This window comes from Salmonella sp. SG203, from assembly GCF_013350575.1.
GTDB lineage: Bacteria > Pseudomonadota > Gammaproteobacteria > Enterobacterales > Enterobacteriaceae > Salmonella > Salmonella enterica.
Map to the genome: position 1 here is coordinate 80,118 of NZ_SNMT01000001.1, position 13,265 is coordinate 93,382.

13 protein-coding genes and 1 pseudogene are annotated in these 13,265 nt (G+C 51.2%); 6 read left to right on the top strand and 8 right to left on the bottom strand.

The window, feature by feature from the left end; translation table 11 throughout:
• Window positions 1-5 precede the first annotated feature (5 nt).
• A complete protein-coding gene (chbG, locus tag HV477_RS00440; RefSeq protein WP_079898959.1) occupies window positions 6-764 on the top strand; it encodes a chitin disaccharide deacetylase in 759 nt (252 codons plus the stop codon).
• Window positions 765-807: 43 nt separating this feature from the next.
• On the opposite strand, the gene katE is transcribed toward chbG, so the two are convergent.
• Window positions 808-3,060, bottom strand: coding sequence for a catalase HPII (gene katE, locus HV477_RS00445; RefSeq protein ID WP_079898960.1), 2,253 nt, complete (start codon window positions 3,058-3,060; stop codon window positions 808-810).
• A gap of 364 nt (window positions 3,061-3,424) precedes the next feature.
• Here katE and cedA point away from each other — a divergent pair, with 364 nt between their 5' ends.
• A complete protein-coding gene (gene cedA, locus HV477_RS00450) occupies window positions 3,425-3,667 on the top strand; it encodes a cell division activator CedA (RefSeq protein WP_000977510.1) in 243 nt (80 codons plus the stop codon).
• Window positions 3,668-3,768: 101 nt separating this feature from the next.
• On the opposite strand, the gene tcyP is transcribed toward cedA, so the two are convergent.
• The 3 genes from tcyP to hxpB form a co-directional block, all read right to left on the bottom strand.
• Window positions 3,769-5,160: a cystine/sulfocysteine:cation symporter gene (gene tcyP / locus HV477_RS00455; protein ID WP_001010662.1), complete on the bottom strand. Its 1,392-nt coding sequence runs from the start codon at window positions 5,158-5,160 to the stop codon at window positions 3,769-3,771.
• A 136-nt stretch (window positions 5,161-5,296) separates the two neighbouring features.
• Window positions 5,297-5,896 (bottom strand): metal-dependent hydrolase, encoded by a 600-nt coding sequence (locus HV477_RS00460; protein WP_023971210.1) that lies wholly within the window; start codon window positions 5,894-5,896, stop codon window positions 5,297-5,299.
• Window positions 5,897-6,033: 137 nt separating this feature from the next.
• Window positions 6,034-6,702 (bottom strand): hexitol phosphatase HxpB, encoded by a 669-nt coding sequence (gene hxpB / locus HV477_RS00465; protein ID WP_000106854.1) that lies wholly within the window; start codon window positions 6,700-6,702, stop codon window positions 6,034-6,036.
• Between the two features lie 148 nt (window positions 6,703-6,850).
• Here hxpB and HV477_RS00470 point away from each other — a divergent pair, with 148 nt between their 5' ends.
• On the top strand, window positions 6,851-7,387 hold the full coding sequence (locus tag HV477_RS00470) for a YniB family protein (protein WP_000222158.1): 537 nt from the start codon (window positions 6,851-6,853) through the stop codon (window positions 7,385-7,387).
• Window positions 7,388-7,429: 42 nt separating this feature from the next.
• Here HV477_RS00470 and HV477_RS00475 read toward each other — a convergent pair whose 3' ends face one another.
• The 3 genes from HV477_RS00475 to pfkB form a co-directional block, all read right to left on the bottom strand.
• Complete coding sequence (locus HV477_RS00475) at window positions 7,430-8,290, bottom strand: fructosamine kinase family protein (RefSeq protein WP_000267686.1); 861 nt, start codon at window positions 8,288-8,290, stop codon at window positions 7,430-7,432.
• 106 nt (window positions 8,291-8,396) lie between these two features.
• Window positions 8,397-8,687, bottom strand: a complete 291-nt coding sequence (gene ghoS / locus HV477_RS00480) for a type V toxin-antitoxin system endoribonuclease antitoxin GhoS (RefSeq protein ID WP_000146133.1) — start codon at window positions 8,685-8,687, stop codon at window positions 8,397-8,399.
• Between the two features lie 96 nt (window positions 8,688-8,783).
• Window positions 8,784-9,716 carry a 6-phosphofructokinase II gene (gene pfkB, locus HV477_RS00485; protein WP_000251707.1) on the bottom strand — a complete coding sequence of 311 codons (933 nt, stop codon included), beginning with the start codon at window positions 9,714-9,716 and terminating at the stop codon, window positions 8,784-8,786.
• 288 nt (window positions 9,717-10,004) lie between these two features.
• Between pfkB and HV477_RS00490 the strand changes: the two genes are divergently transcribed.
• Entirely contained in the window at window positions 10,005-10,763 is a 759-nt protein-coding gene (locus HV477_RS00490) for a YdiY family protein (protein ID WP_079808291.1), read from the top strand.
• Between the two features lie 48 nt (window positions 10,764-10,811).
• Here HV477_RS00490 and HV477_RS00495 read toward each other — a convergent pair whose 3' ends face one another.
• Window positions 10,812-11,771, bottom strand: a complete 960-nt coding sequence (locus HV477_RS00495) for a lipid A deacylase LpxR family protein (protein WP_001046438.1) — start codon at window positions 11,769-11,771, stop codon at window positions 10,812-10,814.
• Between the two features lie 142 nt (window positions 11,772-11,913).
• Between HV477_RS00495 and HV477_RS00500 the strand changes: the two are divergent.
• A pseudogene (locus HV477_RS00500) lies at window positions 11,914-12,203 on the top strand (hypothetical protein).
• A 20-nt stretch (window positions 12,204-12,223) separates the two neighbouring features.
• A complete protein-coding gene (locus tag HV477_RS00505; RefSeq protein ID WP_001044085.1) occupies window positions 12,224-13,078 on the top strand; it encodes a DNA/RNA non-specific endonuclease in 855 nt (284 codons plus the stop codon).
• Window positions 13,079-13,265: the final 187 nt, after the last annotated feature.

The following is a 13,265-nucleotide window of genomic DNA, read 5'->3' on the forward strand; positions in this document are numbered from 1 at the left end:
AGGCTATGGAACGCGTGTTGATTGTGAATGCCGATGATTTTGGCCTGAGTAAAGGGCAAAATTACGGCATTGTTGAAGCATATCGCAACGGCGTTGTGACCTCCACGACGGCGCTGGTCAATGGCGAGGCTATTGACCATGCGGCGCAGCTTAGCCGCGAGCTGCCTGCGCTTGGGGTGGGAATGCATTTTGTTTTGACGTTAGGCAAACCGGTGTCAGAGATGCCGGGCCTGACGCGAGACGGCCTGTTGGGGAAATGGATCTGGCAAATGGCGGAGGAGGATACGCTTCCGCTGGATGAAATTGCGCATGAACTGGCGTGTCAGTATCAGCGTTTCATCGACGTATTTGGCAGCGAGCCAACGCATCTCGACAGTCACCATCATGTGCATATGTTCCCGCAAATTTTCCCCATCGTCGCCCGCTTTGCGGCGCAGCGCGGGATTGCGTTACGTATTGACCGCCAGACGGTGTTGAACGCCGACGATCTGCCGTCGGATTTGCGCAGCACTCAAGGATTTAGTAGTGAATTTTACGGCGAGGAGATCACCGAAGCGTGCTTTTTACGCATTCTGGATGCCTCGACGCATCGAGGAGAAGCCTCTCTGGAGGTGATGTGTCATCCGGCGTTTGTGGACAACATTATTCGCCAGAGCGCCTATTGTTACCCCCGCTTAACTGAACTGGAGGTATTGACGTCTGCGTCACTCAAGGCAGCGATTGCGGAACGTGGATATCGTCCTGGCAGTTTTCTTGATATTTAGCTCCTGAGTTTGCGGCGCAGGAATGCGCCGCATTTTTTGCCGTTTATGCAGGAATCGCGTTAATTTTCCCCGCACGCGACCAGACACGGTGTGCCGCCATCAGCGTCAGCAGAGTGTCCATAAAGTGGTGGTCAACGTTATCTGTCTCAACAAGTCCTTCTTCCCCCTGGCTATCAATGTTTAAAAGCGCCTTAAACCGTCGGGCGTCGCCTGCCAGTGCGATGGGCTTCAGATGTTTGTAGGCTTCCAGAAGGTAGTAACGAGCATCGCCGCAACTCTCGATATCGGCAATATTGCCGCACGGTACTATTACCGCATCGACCGTTAGCGACGGCGCGCCGGCAAAGGTTGCCGCAATAGTTAATGTTGAACCGTCATCAGCCGTTACTTCACCCATCCGTGAATAGAGCAGTTTTGCGTGGACGCCTTTGGCTTTTAAAGCCTGCAAAATGGTCAACAGATCGGCGGCGTTAACCTTGTCGTTCAGCAGGATAGCGACCACGCGGCCTTTAACATCGCCGTCCGGCACCGCATACAGGCTGAGCGCCGGATCTTTTTTCAGACCGTTGACATCAGGAGGCGGGGCAATTTGCGTTTGCTCATGGGTGAGTGCAAAACCGAGATTATGCGCGACGCCCTCAGCCAGCGTAACATCAATATGCGCTAACTGATCGACCACCCGCTCCCGAATATACGCGCGGGCGACTTTACCCAGTTCAAAGCTGAACGCGTCAATAATATGCTGCTGTTCTATCGGCGTCTGACTGAGCCAGAACAGGCGAGGATGCGAGTAATATTCACCGAAAGAGGGGCTGCGTTCGCGGATTTTATTGCCATCCACGCGTTCCTGGTATGATTCGAAGCCGCCGCGTTTTGGCGCTGGCGGCGTTTCGCGCGGCCAGTTGTCATTAATGGAGTTCGGTTCATAGTTCGCCGGATTGGTGTCGATATCCATCCGGTGCATACCGTCACGCTGGAAGTTATGGTAGGGGCAGGTAGGGCGGTTAATCGGAATTTCGTGGAAGTTTGGCCCGCCCAGACGGCTGATTTGCGTGTCGGTATAAGAGAACAGACGCCCCTGTAACAGCGGATCGTTGGTAAAATCAATGCCGGGAACAATATGTCCTGGATGAAATGCCGCCTGTTCGTTTTCAGCGAAAAAGTTATCCGGATTACGGTTTAACACCATTTTGCCGACGCGTTGTACTGGCACCAGCTCTTCCGGAATCAGTTTGGTCGGATCGAGCAGATCAAAATCGAATTTAAATTCATCCTCTTCGGCAATGAGTTGTAGGCCCAGCTCGTATTCCGGAAAATCGCCCGCTTCGATGGCCTCCCACAGATCCCGGCGGTGAAAATCCGGATCGCGACCGGTCAGTTTTTGTGACTCATCCCATACCAGCGAGGCTTTACCCGCCAACGGTTTCCAGTGGAAACGGACAAAGGTCGCTTTCCCTTGTGCATTGATCAGACGGAAGGTGTGAATGCCGAACCCTTCCATCGTCCGATAACTCCGTGGAATACCGCGATCCGACATTGCCCACATGACGTTGTGCAGCGTCTCAGGCTGTAAGGAAACATAGTCCCAGAAGGTGTCGTGCGCGCTCTGTCCTTGCGGAATAGCCCAATGTGGTTCGGGCTTAACGGCGTGCACAAAATCCGGAAACTTATGCGCATCCTGGATAAAAAAGATCGGCGTGTTATTACCGACGAGATCGAAAATTCCCTCTTCGGTATAAAATTTGGTCGCAAAACCGCGGATATCACGTACGGTATCAGCAGACCCCGCGCCGCCCTGTACTGTCGAAAAGCGAACAAAGACCGGGGTAATTTTCTGTGGATCGCACAGAAACGCGGCTTTCGTGATGTCGCTCAGGTCTTTATATGGCTGAAAATAGCCGTGCGCTGCAGATCCGCGGGCGTGAACGATCCTCTCCGGGATACGCTCATGGTCAAAGTGGGTAATTTTCTCGCGCAGGATAAAATCTTCCAACAGCGTAGGGCCACGGCTGCCGGCGCGAAGAGAATTTTGATCGTCGGCGATGCGCACGCCCTGATTGGTGGTCAGCGCATAATTTTCGCTGCCTTTACGAAAGGCGTCGAGGGCAGTGAGCTTATCATTCGCGGTCTCGGGCGCTTTTAAGCTGCCGGGGGCCGTCGGTTGCGCGCCCGGCGGCGTCGGTTCTGGCGTGGGGCGATGTGAACCGTCTGACGGCGCCAGGGAGTCCAGGCCGGGCTGTGATTCACGGGTATCATGCACGGGGGACTGATGGGGGGATTTCTCATTATGCGACATTGAACTCGTCTCCTGCTTTCATCACTGAAATGGGCGTGGTAGTAGTCAAAATCACTCTAACTATAGAACATTTCAGCAATTATGCCGGGGGAGAGCGGAACAGCAGACAGGGTATAACAGGGAAATCGCACGCGCGGAGCAGGACGTCGGGGGCGAAGATCGGCTAAAATAGTGTTTTTCTGATTTTTAGCCTTAGAGCCTATCCCAGTAGGCGTTATTGGCGCAGCCAGTTTGGACACGGACAGCGCGCAAAAACCGGAGCGTACACGTAGTACGTGAGGATTTTGAGCACTGCCCAGGACCAAAATGGCAAGTAAAATAGCCCTAATGGGATAGGCTCTTAGCCTCTTTTAGTGAAGCATTAATGATGAAACCTCTTCGCCAGCAAAATCGCCAGATTATTAGCTATATTCCGCGTGTTGAACCCGCGCCGCCGGAACATGCGATAAAAATGGATACGTTTCGCGACGTCTGGATACTGCGCGGTAAATATGTTGCCTTTGTTCTGACGGGGGAGTCATTTCAACGGTCGCCTGCCTTTAGCGTGCCAGAATCGGCGCAGCGTTGGGCGAATCAGGTTCGCCAGGAAAACGAAATCGCTGACTAAGAAAAAACAAAACGCCGGTACTGGAGACCGGCGTTTTTAGTGACAGACATTTTGAGTTGCTGATCGTCGTGTCTCAGACGATGTGAACGCCCGATAATGTATTATCGATGCGCCAGTTCGGCGTCTTCTTCGCTATCGAGAATGGTTTTATCGGTCTGCTTCAGCCACTGGCTGGTCAGCGTACCAGCGGTCATTGAGCCGCTCACGTTCAGTGCGGTACGGCCCATATCAATCAACGGTTCGACGGAGATTAGCAGCGCGACCAGCGTGACCGGTAAGCCCATGGCAGGCAGCACAATCAGCGCGGCGAAGGTCGCGCCGCCGCCAACGCCGGCAACACCCGCCGAACTTACGGTAACGATACCCACCAGCGTGGCTATCCATACGGGGTCTAAGGGGTTGATGCCGACCGTCGGCGCAACCATTACCGCTAACATTGCAGGATAAAGACCGGCACAACCGTTTTGGCCGATGGTCGCGCCAAAAGAGGCAGCAAAGCTGGCGATGGACTCCGGCACGCCCAGGCGGCGGGTTTGCGCTTCGACATTAAGTGGAATGGAGGCGGCGCTGGAGCGGCTGGTAAAGGCAAATGTCAGCACCGGCCACACCTTGCGGAAATATTTCAGCGGGCTAATCCCGTTCACGCCCAATAGTATGCCGTGAACCACAAACATTATCGCCAGACCAAGATATGACGCTACCACGAAGCTTCCAAGCTTAATGATGTCCTGCAAATTAGAGCCGGCAACCACTTTCGTCATCAGCGCCAGTACGCCGTAAGGCGTAAGTTGCATCACCAGACGCACCAGCTTCATCACCCAGCTTTGCAGGGTATCGATAGCAACAAGCACACGCTCGCCTTTTGGCGCATCATCTTTCAGCAGTTTAAGCGCGGCCACGCCCAGGAATGCGGCGAAAATCACCACGCTGATAATAGACGTAGGATTTGCGCCAGTCAGATCCGCAAACGGATTTTTCGGTACAAAAGACAGCACCAGTTGCGGCACGCTGAGATCGGCCACTTTGCCGACATAGCTCGTCTCAATGGCATTCAGACGCGCGGTTTCCGCGCCGCCCTGAACCAGACCTTCCGCCGTCAGTCCGAACAGATTGGTGACCAGCACGCCCACCAGCGCTGCGATAAGGGTAGTAAACAGCAGCGTGCCGATAGTCAGAAAACTGATTTTCCCCAATTGAGAGGCGTTATGCAGTCGTGCCACGGCGCTTAAAATAGAGGCGAATACCAGCGGCATCACAATCATTTGTAGCAATTGCACATAACCGTTGCCGACAATATTGAACCACTGAATGGAGTCTTTTAACACCTGACTGTCAGCGCCATAAATGGTGTGCAGGGCCAGACCAAAGACCACGCCCATCACAAGGCCGACAAGCACTTTTTTAGCCAGACTCCACTGTTTATGACGGGCCTGCGCCAGTACAAACAGCAGAATGACGAACACCGCAATGTTCGCAATTAATGGAAAATTCATCCCCGTTCTCCTGATTTTTTTATTATGAAGCGCTGTGTTTTAGCGATTCTGTTCGCGCAAGATTAGCAGAACTGTGAGCTGGCTCTTATATTCAAATGGAATGGTTTATACCAAAAATGACTTTGGCGTTGATTTACTAATCAATCTGGTGATTTATAAAACGATTGAACTGTATTTGCAGGATAGTGATCATTTGCGAAGACCAGCGTATGACGTTGTTTTCCGGCATGGACTGCGGCATCCACACCGCCCAGGCAAACAACGCCATACATAAAAATCGCTCCAGCTGATTGCCTTTGCGCGGCGCCAGAATAGGCAGGCGGAAACGCCAGCGGCACGGCCACAGTAAGGGAACGCCTGCGGGGGTGAGCATATCCGCGACGATATGGCTTAAATAGCCAAGTACCATGCCTTGCAGCGCATCCGCCGGGATAATCCACGTATCCGGTACCTTGAGATAAAAGGTCGCCAGTAGGGCAAAGACCGCCAGCAGACTATGGGTAAACCCCCGGTGACCGAACGCGCGGGCGATCGGTTTCGATACCCATTTCAGGCGCTGACCAAGAAAAGATTTGGGGTGGTCGATATCCGGCAGCAGACAGGTCAAAATAGCCGAAGGAATAATATGCCACCAGTCGCCGTGCGCAAGGACGGGCGTTAACTCGGCATTCTTGGCGAAAACCGCGCTGGCTATAGAAAAAAGAAGATGTCCTTCCGCCGTCATGATAAAACCCATTAAACTGTCAATTCATACAGTATAGGGTTTTTATACAGTAGGCGGAAGTGGTGACGTTGTAACTCTTTGTCTCTGTCAAAGCCGCTTGCCGTCTGGCTCAGCGGCTAATTGCCCGTTGACTTTGTTTCGGAAACATCTTAACCGAGTAGATGCGCCGCCGTCAGCTCTGTCAGTGAGTTAAGTTTGACATTCGCCAGCGCAAAGCGCGGATCATGCTGGTTTTCTTCTGCTGGCACCACAATGGCGCGCATTCGCGCCGCCTTTGCCGCGATTAAACCATTCACCGAATCTTCCAGCGCCACGCAGGTTAATGGATCAACGCCTAATTTGGCCGCACAATCCAGATAGACCTGCGGGTGCGGTTTGCTGTAGGGCAATTTTTCTGCAGAAGCCAGCGCGTCAAAACTGTCGCGCAGTTCGAACATGGTGAGCACTTTTTCCAGCATATGCAGCGGCGATGCCGAGGCAAGCCCCACTAATAGCCCCTGCGCTTTACACAGCGCCACGGCCTCGCGCACACCCGGTAAAAGAGGGCGCGTCTCTTCGATAAGCGTAATCGCGCGGGCAATAACACGGTTTGTCACTTCCTGGCGATCGGGGCCGCTCCACGGTTGCTGCGCAAACCAGAGATCGACAACCATATCAATGCGTAGCCCAAGCGTGTCTGGTAACTCATGGCGCCGAGTAATATCTACGCCTAAACTTGCCATCACGTCCAGTTCAGCGCGATCCCAGAGCGGTTCGGAATCGATCAGTAGTCCATCCATATCGAAAATTGCAGCAAGAATTTGGCGTGGGGTTGACATCACAACCTCTCCTGTTGAGATTAAAAAATAACGAATTAAGCGTTCATTATGACCATGTTCTTAGTATATCGCCCTTAAAGATCAGGCGAAAACGGGAATCAACAGGTAGACTTAGGCCAAAACGACGCGTCTTTATCAAGGGGAACTCATGACGTATCAACAAGCTGGACGCATTGCAATCCTAAAAAGAGTTGTAGGGTGGGTTATTTTTATTCCGGCACTGCTTTCCACGCTCATCTCAGTCCTTAAATTTATGTATGCGCACAGTGAAAAGCAGGAGGGGATAAATGCGGTAATGCTGGATTTTACCCACGTAATGATAGACATGATGCGCGTGAATACGCCGTTTCTGAATGTTTTTTGGTACAACTCGCCGACGCCGAATTTTCAGGGAAGCCTGAATATCGGTTTCTGGCTCATTTTTATTCTGATTTTTGTCGGGCTGGCGATGCAGGATTCCGGCGCCAGAATGAGCCGCCAGTCACGTTTTTTACGTGAAGGCGTGGAAGATCAGTTGATCCTGGAAAAAGCAAAAGGCGCGGAAGGGCTAACGCGTGAGCAGATAGAGTCACGTATCGTGGTGCCGCACCATACCATCTTTTTACAGTTTTTCCCGCTCTATATTTTGCCGGTCATTATTATCGTGCTCGGCTACTTTTTCTTTTCCTTGTTAGGCTTCATGTAAACTGAAAAATGCCGGATAGCCCGTATCCGGCATGGGCTGTACCTATACTGCAAGCAGCCGATCCATCGCTTTTTGCGCAGTAGCCAGGTGCTGACCGCCAAACAGCCTTGCCCGATTAAGCAGGGTGTAGAGCTGGTAAATCGGCTGCCTGTCGAGAAAATCCAGCGGTAGCGGCGAAACGGACTGATAGCCATCATAAATCTGCGGTGGCTGATCGGTATGCAGCGGTAGCATCGCCAGATCGCATTCTCTGTCGCCCCAATAGCAGGCTGGATCGAAGATATAGGGGCCGTCAGGGCCAAGCGCGCAGTTCGCCGACCATAGATCGCCATGTAAAAGAGAAGGCTGCGGTTGATGCGACGCCAGACGTTGCTGAACATGTTCAACAATGGCGTCAATATTACCAAAAGTAATGCCTTTTTCCGCGGCGAGTTCAAGCTGCCAGCCAATGCGCTGTTCGGCGAAAAAAGTCGACCAACGGCGTTGCCAGGTATTCGGCTGCGGCGTGGTAGAGAGTGCGTTATCAAAATCGAGGCCGAATTGAGGTTGATCGCTCCATTGGTGCAGGCGCGCCAGCTGTTGCCCAAGAATAAACGCATTATGGGCATCCAGCGGGCGGGGCGAGAGATAGTCCATGACTAAAAAGCTGTAATCCCGATCCGAACCTACCGCCCATACCTTAGGCACAACAACGGTTTTACTGCGGGAGAGCAGCTCCAGCTGATCGGCTTCTGCGGTAAAACCGCGAAGCATTTCTCGTTCATCGCACTTTACGAAAAAATCATGGCCTGCATAACGTAAATGCCATGCGGCATGAACTTCTCCGCCTGGCAGTTCATTACGCAGTTCGATTTCGCCTTCACCGACTTGCTCGCTTAAAAGACGACTGATAGCTTGCCACATATTGTCTCTCCCCACGTTGTCTGCCAGATCATAAGGTTAGCGCAAAAATGCGGTTAAAAAATACGAACTAACGCACATCGCGGACGCGCCGCGGCGGGAATGGCACTTATTGTGCGTTTTTACTCCACGCCTCCCAGGTCGCCACGGTAATGTCGACATCCTTATCTAACGCGCTTTTCGCAAGTCCGGCGACAAGCGCTTTGATTTCATCAGCGCTCTGAGCGCTAACAAAGCCAAACGTATTGGTGCCGAGCTCATGCACATTCCCTTCATCGTCCGTTAATGTCAGCAAAAAACCGCTACGCGTCAGATGGTTATTGAGTTCGTTAATCTCGGTCAGGGAATCTTCATGGAAGGTTACGGTAATAACATAACGGGTAATATCGCCACTGGCCATCGTTCACCTCGTTGGGAGCAACTGTGTTTTTAACAGCGGCGGATGCGCCGCCCGTTAACCGATTTTCCGGTATCCCCCTCACCGGGGGGGATACGATTATTGCGCGGAAAGGTAGGCGTATATTTTTTGGGTATCGTCACGGGAACACAGACGCGTACCTTGATTGAGCGTAGCGGCGCTGCCTGCCGCCACACCGAAGCGCACCATCTCTTCCAGCGACGCGTCTTGCGCCAGTTTTAACGTCATCGCGCCTACCATACTGTCGCCTGCGCCGACAGTACTTTGACTTTTCACCGGGGGAGGAACAACCTGGATGCAATTCTCACTGTCTATGCCCAGCGCCCCTTGCGGCCCCAGAGAGACCACTACCCGGCGAGCCTTGCCGCTTTGCACTAATTCCTGGGCCGCTTTACGCACATCATCAGGCTGCGTCAGATCGCGATTAACCAACGCGCTCAATTCTTTCAGGTTAGGTTTCACCAGTTCGATATCGCCAAGCGCCAGCGCGGCGGTGAGCGCGTCGCCAGAGCTATCAATAATGCAGCGAATGCCTTGCTTCTGTGCGGCGGAAATCAGTTGCGTGAGTTTCTCGACCTTAACGCCGGGCGGAAGGCTGCCGCTGATAACCAGAATTGCCCCGGATTCAATTTCCAGTACCTGTTCTTCAAGCTGGCGAAATTCGTCATCGTCCAGCGTGGCGCCGGGCATAACAAAACGATACTGTTCGCCGCTGGACTCGACGTGGACGTGCAGGTTCTGACGCGTCCAGTCTTTCGCATCGACGGTAGACACGGGGACATTTTCGTCAGCCAGTAGTGCGACCAGATGTTCGCCGGTAGCGCCGCCAGCCGGGAAAATTGCGGTCGCGGTGCCGCCAAGATGCGCAATGGCGCGAGCGACATTAATACCCCCGCCGCCGGGTTCGAATACCGGCGCGGAGCACCGCAGTTTACCTTCGGGATAAATTTGCGGCGTGATTGTTGCGCTATCGAGAGAGGGCGCAAGCGTCAACGTATAGATACGTACCATCGTTACCTCCTGTTAGGCTGATTTCAGTCTGGCACTTAATCCCCGGAAAGTGAAGGAATTAACAATATGATTTTCCGGATCTTTATTTAAAGAAGTGCGATGTAAAGTTATATAAATAAATGAATGCTTCGGGAGGGTTCTTATTCAAAAAATGAAATAGTAATTGATTGCTATGTTATTCGGGGCTTCTTATAATTCGCTACCTTTCCAGGGGCGTTTGTCATTGATCCCTATGAAAGTTTCCGGGACCGTCGTGGTCTCTTTTTTAGTTGTACGGACTCTATATAAATGAAGCTTTTGAAGGCAGTACCCGCTGTAGTTATGCTGGCGGGTGGCGTGTTCGCGTCTCTGTATGCCGCCGCCGATGATTCCGTTTTTACTGTCATGGATGATCCCTCCACCGCGAAAAAACCTTTTGAAGGTAATCTGAATGCGGGCTACCTTGCTCAGTCAGGCAATACTAAAAGTTCTTCCTTAACGGCTGACACGGCGATGACCTGGTATGGACAACGTACCGCCTGGTCATTATGGGGCAATGCCAGCAATACCTCCTCTAATGATGAACGCTCTTCAGAAAAATATGCGGTAGGCGCGCGTAACCGTTTTAATATGACGGATTATGATTATGCCTTTGGCCAGGCCAGTTGGCTGACAGACCGTTTCAACGGTTATCGTCAGCGCGACGTACTGACCGCCGGTTACGGGCGGCAGTTCCTTAATGGTCCAGTGCACAGCTTCCGTTTTGAATTCGGTCCTGGGGTTCGCTATGACGAACATACGGACGATACTACTGAAACGCAGCCGTTGGGTTATGCTTCCGGCAGCTATGCCTGGCAGTTAACTGACAATGCTAAGTTTACACAGGGGGTGTCAGTATTTGGCGCAGAAGACACCACACTAAATTCGGAAACAGCCCTCAATGTCGCCATTAACGAACATTTTGGTCTAAAGGTGGGGTATAATTTAACGTGGAACTCGCAGCCGCCTGAATCAGCGCCTGAACATACCGATCGCCGCACTACGGTAACGCTGGGCTATAAGATGTAATATTGCGCCGGGTTACGTTACGTAACCCGGTTATTCCGTGGTGACGCCTCAGAAGAAGAAGGTGATGTCGCCGTTGATATAAGAATAGTCGTCTCCGGTGCGAAATTCCGACGTGACTTTGTTTAAAGAAAGAGAGAATGCGACGGGAGAATAGCCGATGGTGGCACCGACGCGATATTCATCCACGGTTTTATTAATATCCACCGTTTCCATTTTTGTTTGCAGCGTTTTCCCCTGTAACGTGTAGTTTTTATCAACTTCCCTGCGCTCAACGCCAGCAAATACTTTATAGATCAATCCCTCTTTTTGAGTGTGTATTAACCCTCGGCGGGACAATAACCCAAACCCATTATCAGAGTTGAAGGTCTTATCATTTCCCAGCGCAACGGTTGCGCCGTACCCCAAATACTGGAAGAGATTGCCGCCGACAGCAGAGACTTCTGGATAGAAGCCCACATTGACACCCAGAATATCAATAGCTGGCGTAAGGGAGACCATTCCTTTTGCCGTGTAACCATAACGGTTTTCAATTTGATCCTGCCAGGCAGGGTATTTTTCTGCGCCTATTATTCGATGCGCCCGATTCTGAACCTCCTGACCGCCTGCGTCAGGACCAATAACGCCGATATCGGTACCTAAACGATAACGTAACCAATTGGTGGCTAATGAATTCCACTCCAGTCCGGTATGAAGAAAGGCGCTGAACGCGCGGTCGCCTTTGACGGCTTCAGGCTTTCTCTTATTGGCGCCTGATGGAGAATAAATATCTTGCGCGATATGAAAAGAGAGTTGACTGGCGTCAGTGAGATCGTGGCTGTAGCCTAAAAAGAGCCCGGCAGTATAATCACCCCGGTCTGCAGCCGGGTGCCCATAAAGGGCATTTAAGGATGGTTGAAATATACCTGCATCATCATTCGCCACTGAAATAGCAAGGCTACTGGCATTGGCCATTGTGGTCGTACTGAGTATGGCGGCAATCATCGTTGCGCAATAGCTGTATTTGTTCACTTTTTACCCCTGAATATGAAAGTGAATACTCTTATTTTTACAAAGTAATAAGCACAGCCGCATGATGCGCAGTGCTTATTGAATATTTAAATATAACTAAACTCCTGCCAGCAGCGAGTCATTGAGAGGATACGTTGCCTTAATGTTGAAAAATGGTGTTAAAAAACACGCGCCAGATATTATTGAATATCCATTTTTCATTCGCTATCTGAGTGCGAGAAATTATTGGCTTCACGATTATGCATATAATACGATGTTTTTTGGTATCAATATGAATATCACGTTGTATTCTTTTGAGCTCATTTTCTATGATGGCTTCGATGTTTATCTGTTATTAATTTTTACCGTGATAGTGTTGTCTTTAATGATGAGCGCATCTAACGGCTGGTAGGGTAATATAACAAATTATTGCCATCTGAATTATTAGGGTAGTTATTATTAAGGAAGAAAAAGTGAATAAAACCATTAATCTGCTAAAATTACTGCCCGTAGTATTATTAAGCGCATGTACTACATCGTATCCTCCCCAGGATATAATATCGGCACCCGAGTTACCCCATCGTAACGTACTCGTTCAGCAACCTGATAACTGTAGCGTTGGCTGTCCTCAAGGAGGAAGTCAACAAACAATCTATCGCCATGTCTATACGCTCAATAATAATAGCGCCACGAAATTTGCCAACTGGGTTGCCTATAGTGTGACAAAAACCAGCCAGGCAAGCGGTCGTCCGCGGAACTGGGCGCAGGACCCCGATTTACCGCCCTCGGATACGTTGGCCCCTTCGGCCTATAAAAATGCCCATACGCTATTAAAAGTCGACAGGGGACACCAGGCCCCGTTGGCAGGATTGGGCGGCGTATCGGACTGGCCGTCGTTAAATTATTTATCGAATATTACGCCGCAGAAATCCGCCCTGAATCAGGGAGCATGGGCTGCACTGGAAAACCGGGTGCGCGAACTTGCCAAACAGGCTGATGTATCTGTAGTGCACGTAGTGACCGGCCCCCTTTTTGAGCGGCATATCGCCACATTGCCAGAAGATGCGACGGTAGAAATTCCCAGCGGGTACTGGAAGGTTTTATTCACCGGAACGGCGCCGTCAAAAAGTGAAGGAAATTACGCTGCGTTTATTATGGATCAGAATACACCCCGTTCGGCGAATTTTTGCGACTATCAGGTTACCGTGGAGGCTATCGAACATAAAACGAAGCCAGTGCTGACGCTGTGGTCTGCCTTGCCTGAAGCGGTAGCCAGCGAGGTGAAAACGACAAAGGGGAGTCTGGCGCAGAAGTTAGGTTGTCGATGAGAAGCGCTATACGGCGCGTAGAAAGATAACGGAGAAATCCTGTCAAGGCTCTTGATTTGCTACAGAGTGATGCAATCTCCCTTTTTTTAGTGTTACCATCGTCATGCCGGACGAAAATAGCGATTTTCGTTTGTGTCGAAGGTTGTGCGCCAATTTAGCAATGGTTGGCTAGATGGATACACAACTC

Bases quoted from the DNA above. Each gene is read 5' to 3' on its own strand.
- chbG (WP_079898959.1), top strand. From the start codon at position 6: ATGGAACGCGTGTTGATTGTGAATGCCGATGATTTTGGCCTGAGTAAA.
- katE (WP_079898960.1), bottom strand. From the start codon at position 3,060: ATGTCGCATAATGAGAAATCCCCCCATCAGTCCCCCGTGCATGATACC.
- cedA (WP_000977510.1), top strand. From the start codon at position 3,425: ATGATGAAACCTCTTCGCCAGCAAAATCGCCAGATTATTAGCTATATT.
- tcyP (WP_001010662.1), bottom strand. From the start codon at position 5,160: ATGAATTTTCCATTAATTGCGAACATTGCGGTGTTCGTCATTCTGCTG.
- HV477_RS00460 (WP_023971210.1), bottom strand. From the start codon at position 5,896: ATGGGTTTTATCATGACGGCGGAAGGACATCTTCTTTTTTCTATAGCC.
- hxpB (WP_000106854.1), bottom strand. From the start codon at position 6,702: ATGTCAACCCCACGCCAAATTCTTGCTGCAATTTTCGATATGGATGGA.
- HV477_RS00470 (WP_000222158.1), top strand. From the start codon at position 6,851: ATGACGTATCAACAAGCTGGACGCATTGCAATCCTAAAAAGAGTTGTA.
- HV477_RS00475 (WP_000267686.1), bottom strand. From the start codon at position 8,290: ATGTGGCAAGCTATCAGTCGTCTTTTAAGCGAGCAAGTCGGTGAAGGC.
- ghoS (WP_000146133.1), bottom strand. From the start codon at position 8,687: ATGGCCAGTGGCGATATTACCCGTTATGTTATTACCGTAACCTTCCAT.
- pfkB (WP_000251707.1), bottom strand. From the start codon at position 9,716: ATGGTACGTATCTATACGTTGACGCTTGCGCCCTCTCTCGATAGCGCA.
- HV477_RS00490 (WP_079808291.1), top strand. From the start codon at position 10,005: ATGAAGCTTTTGAAGGCAGTACCCGCTGTAGTTATGCTGGCGGGTGGC.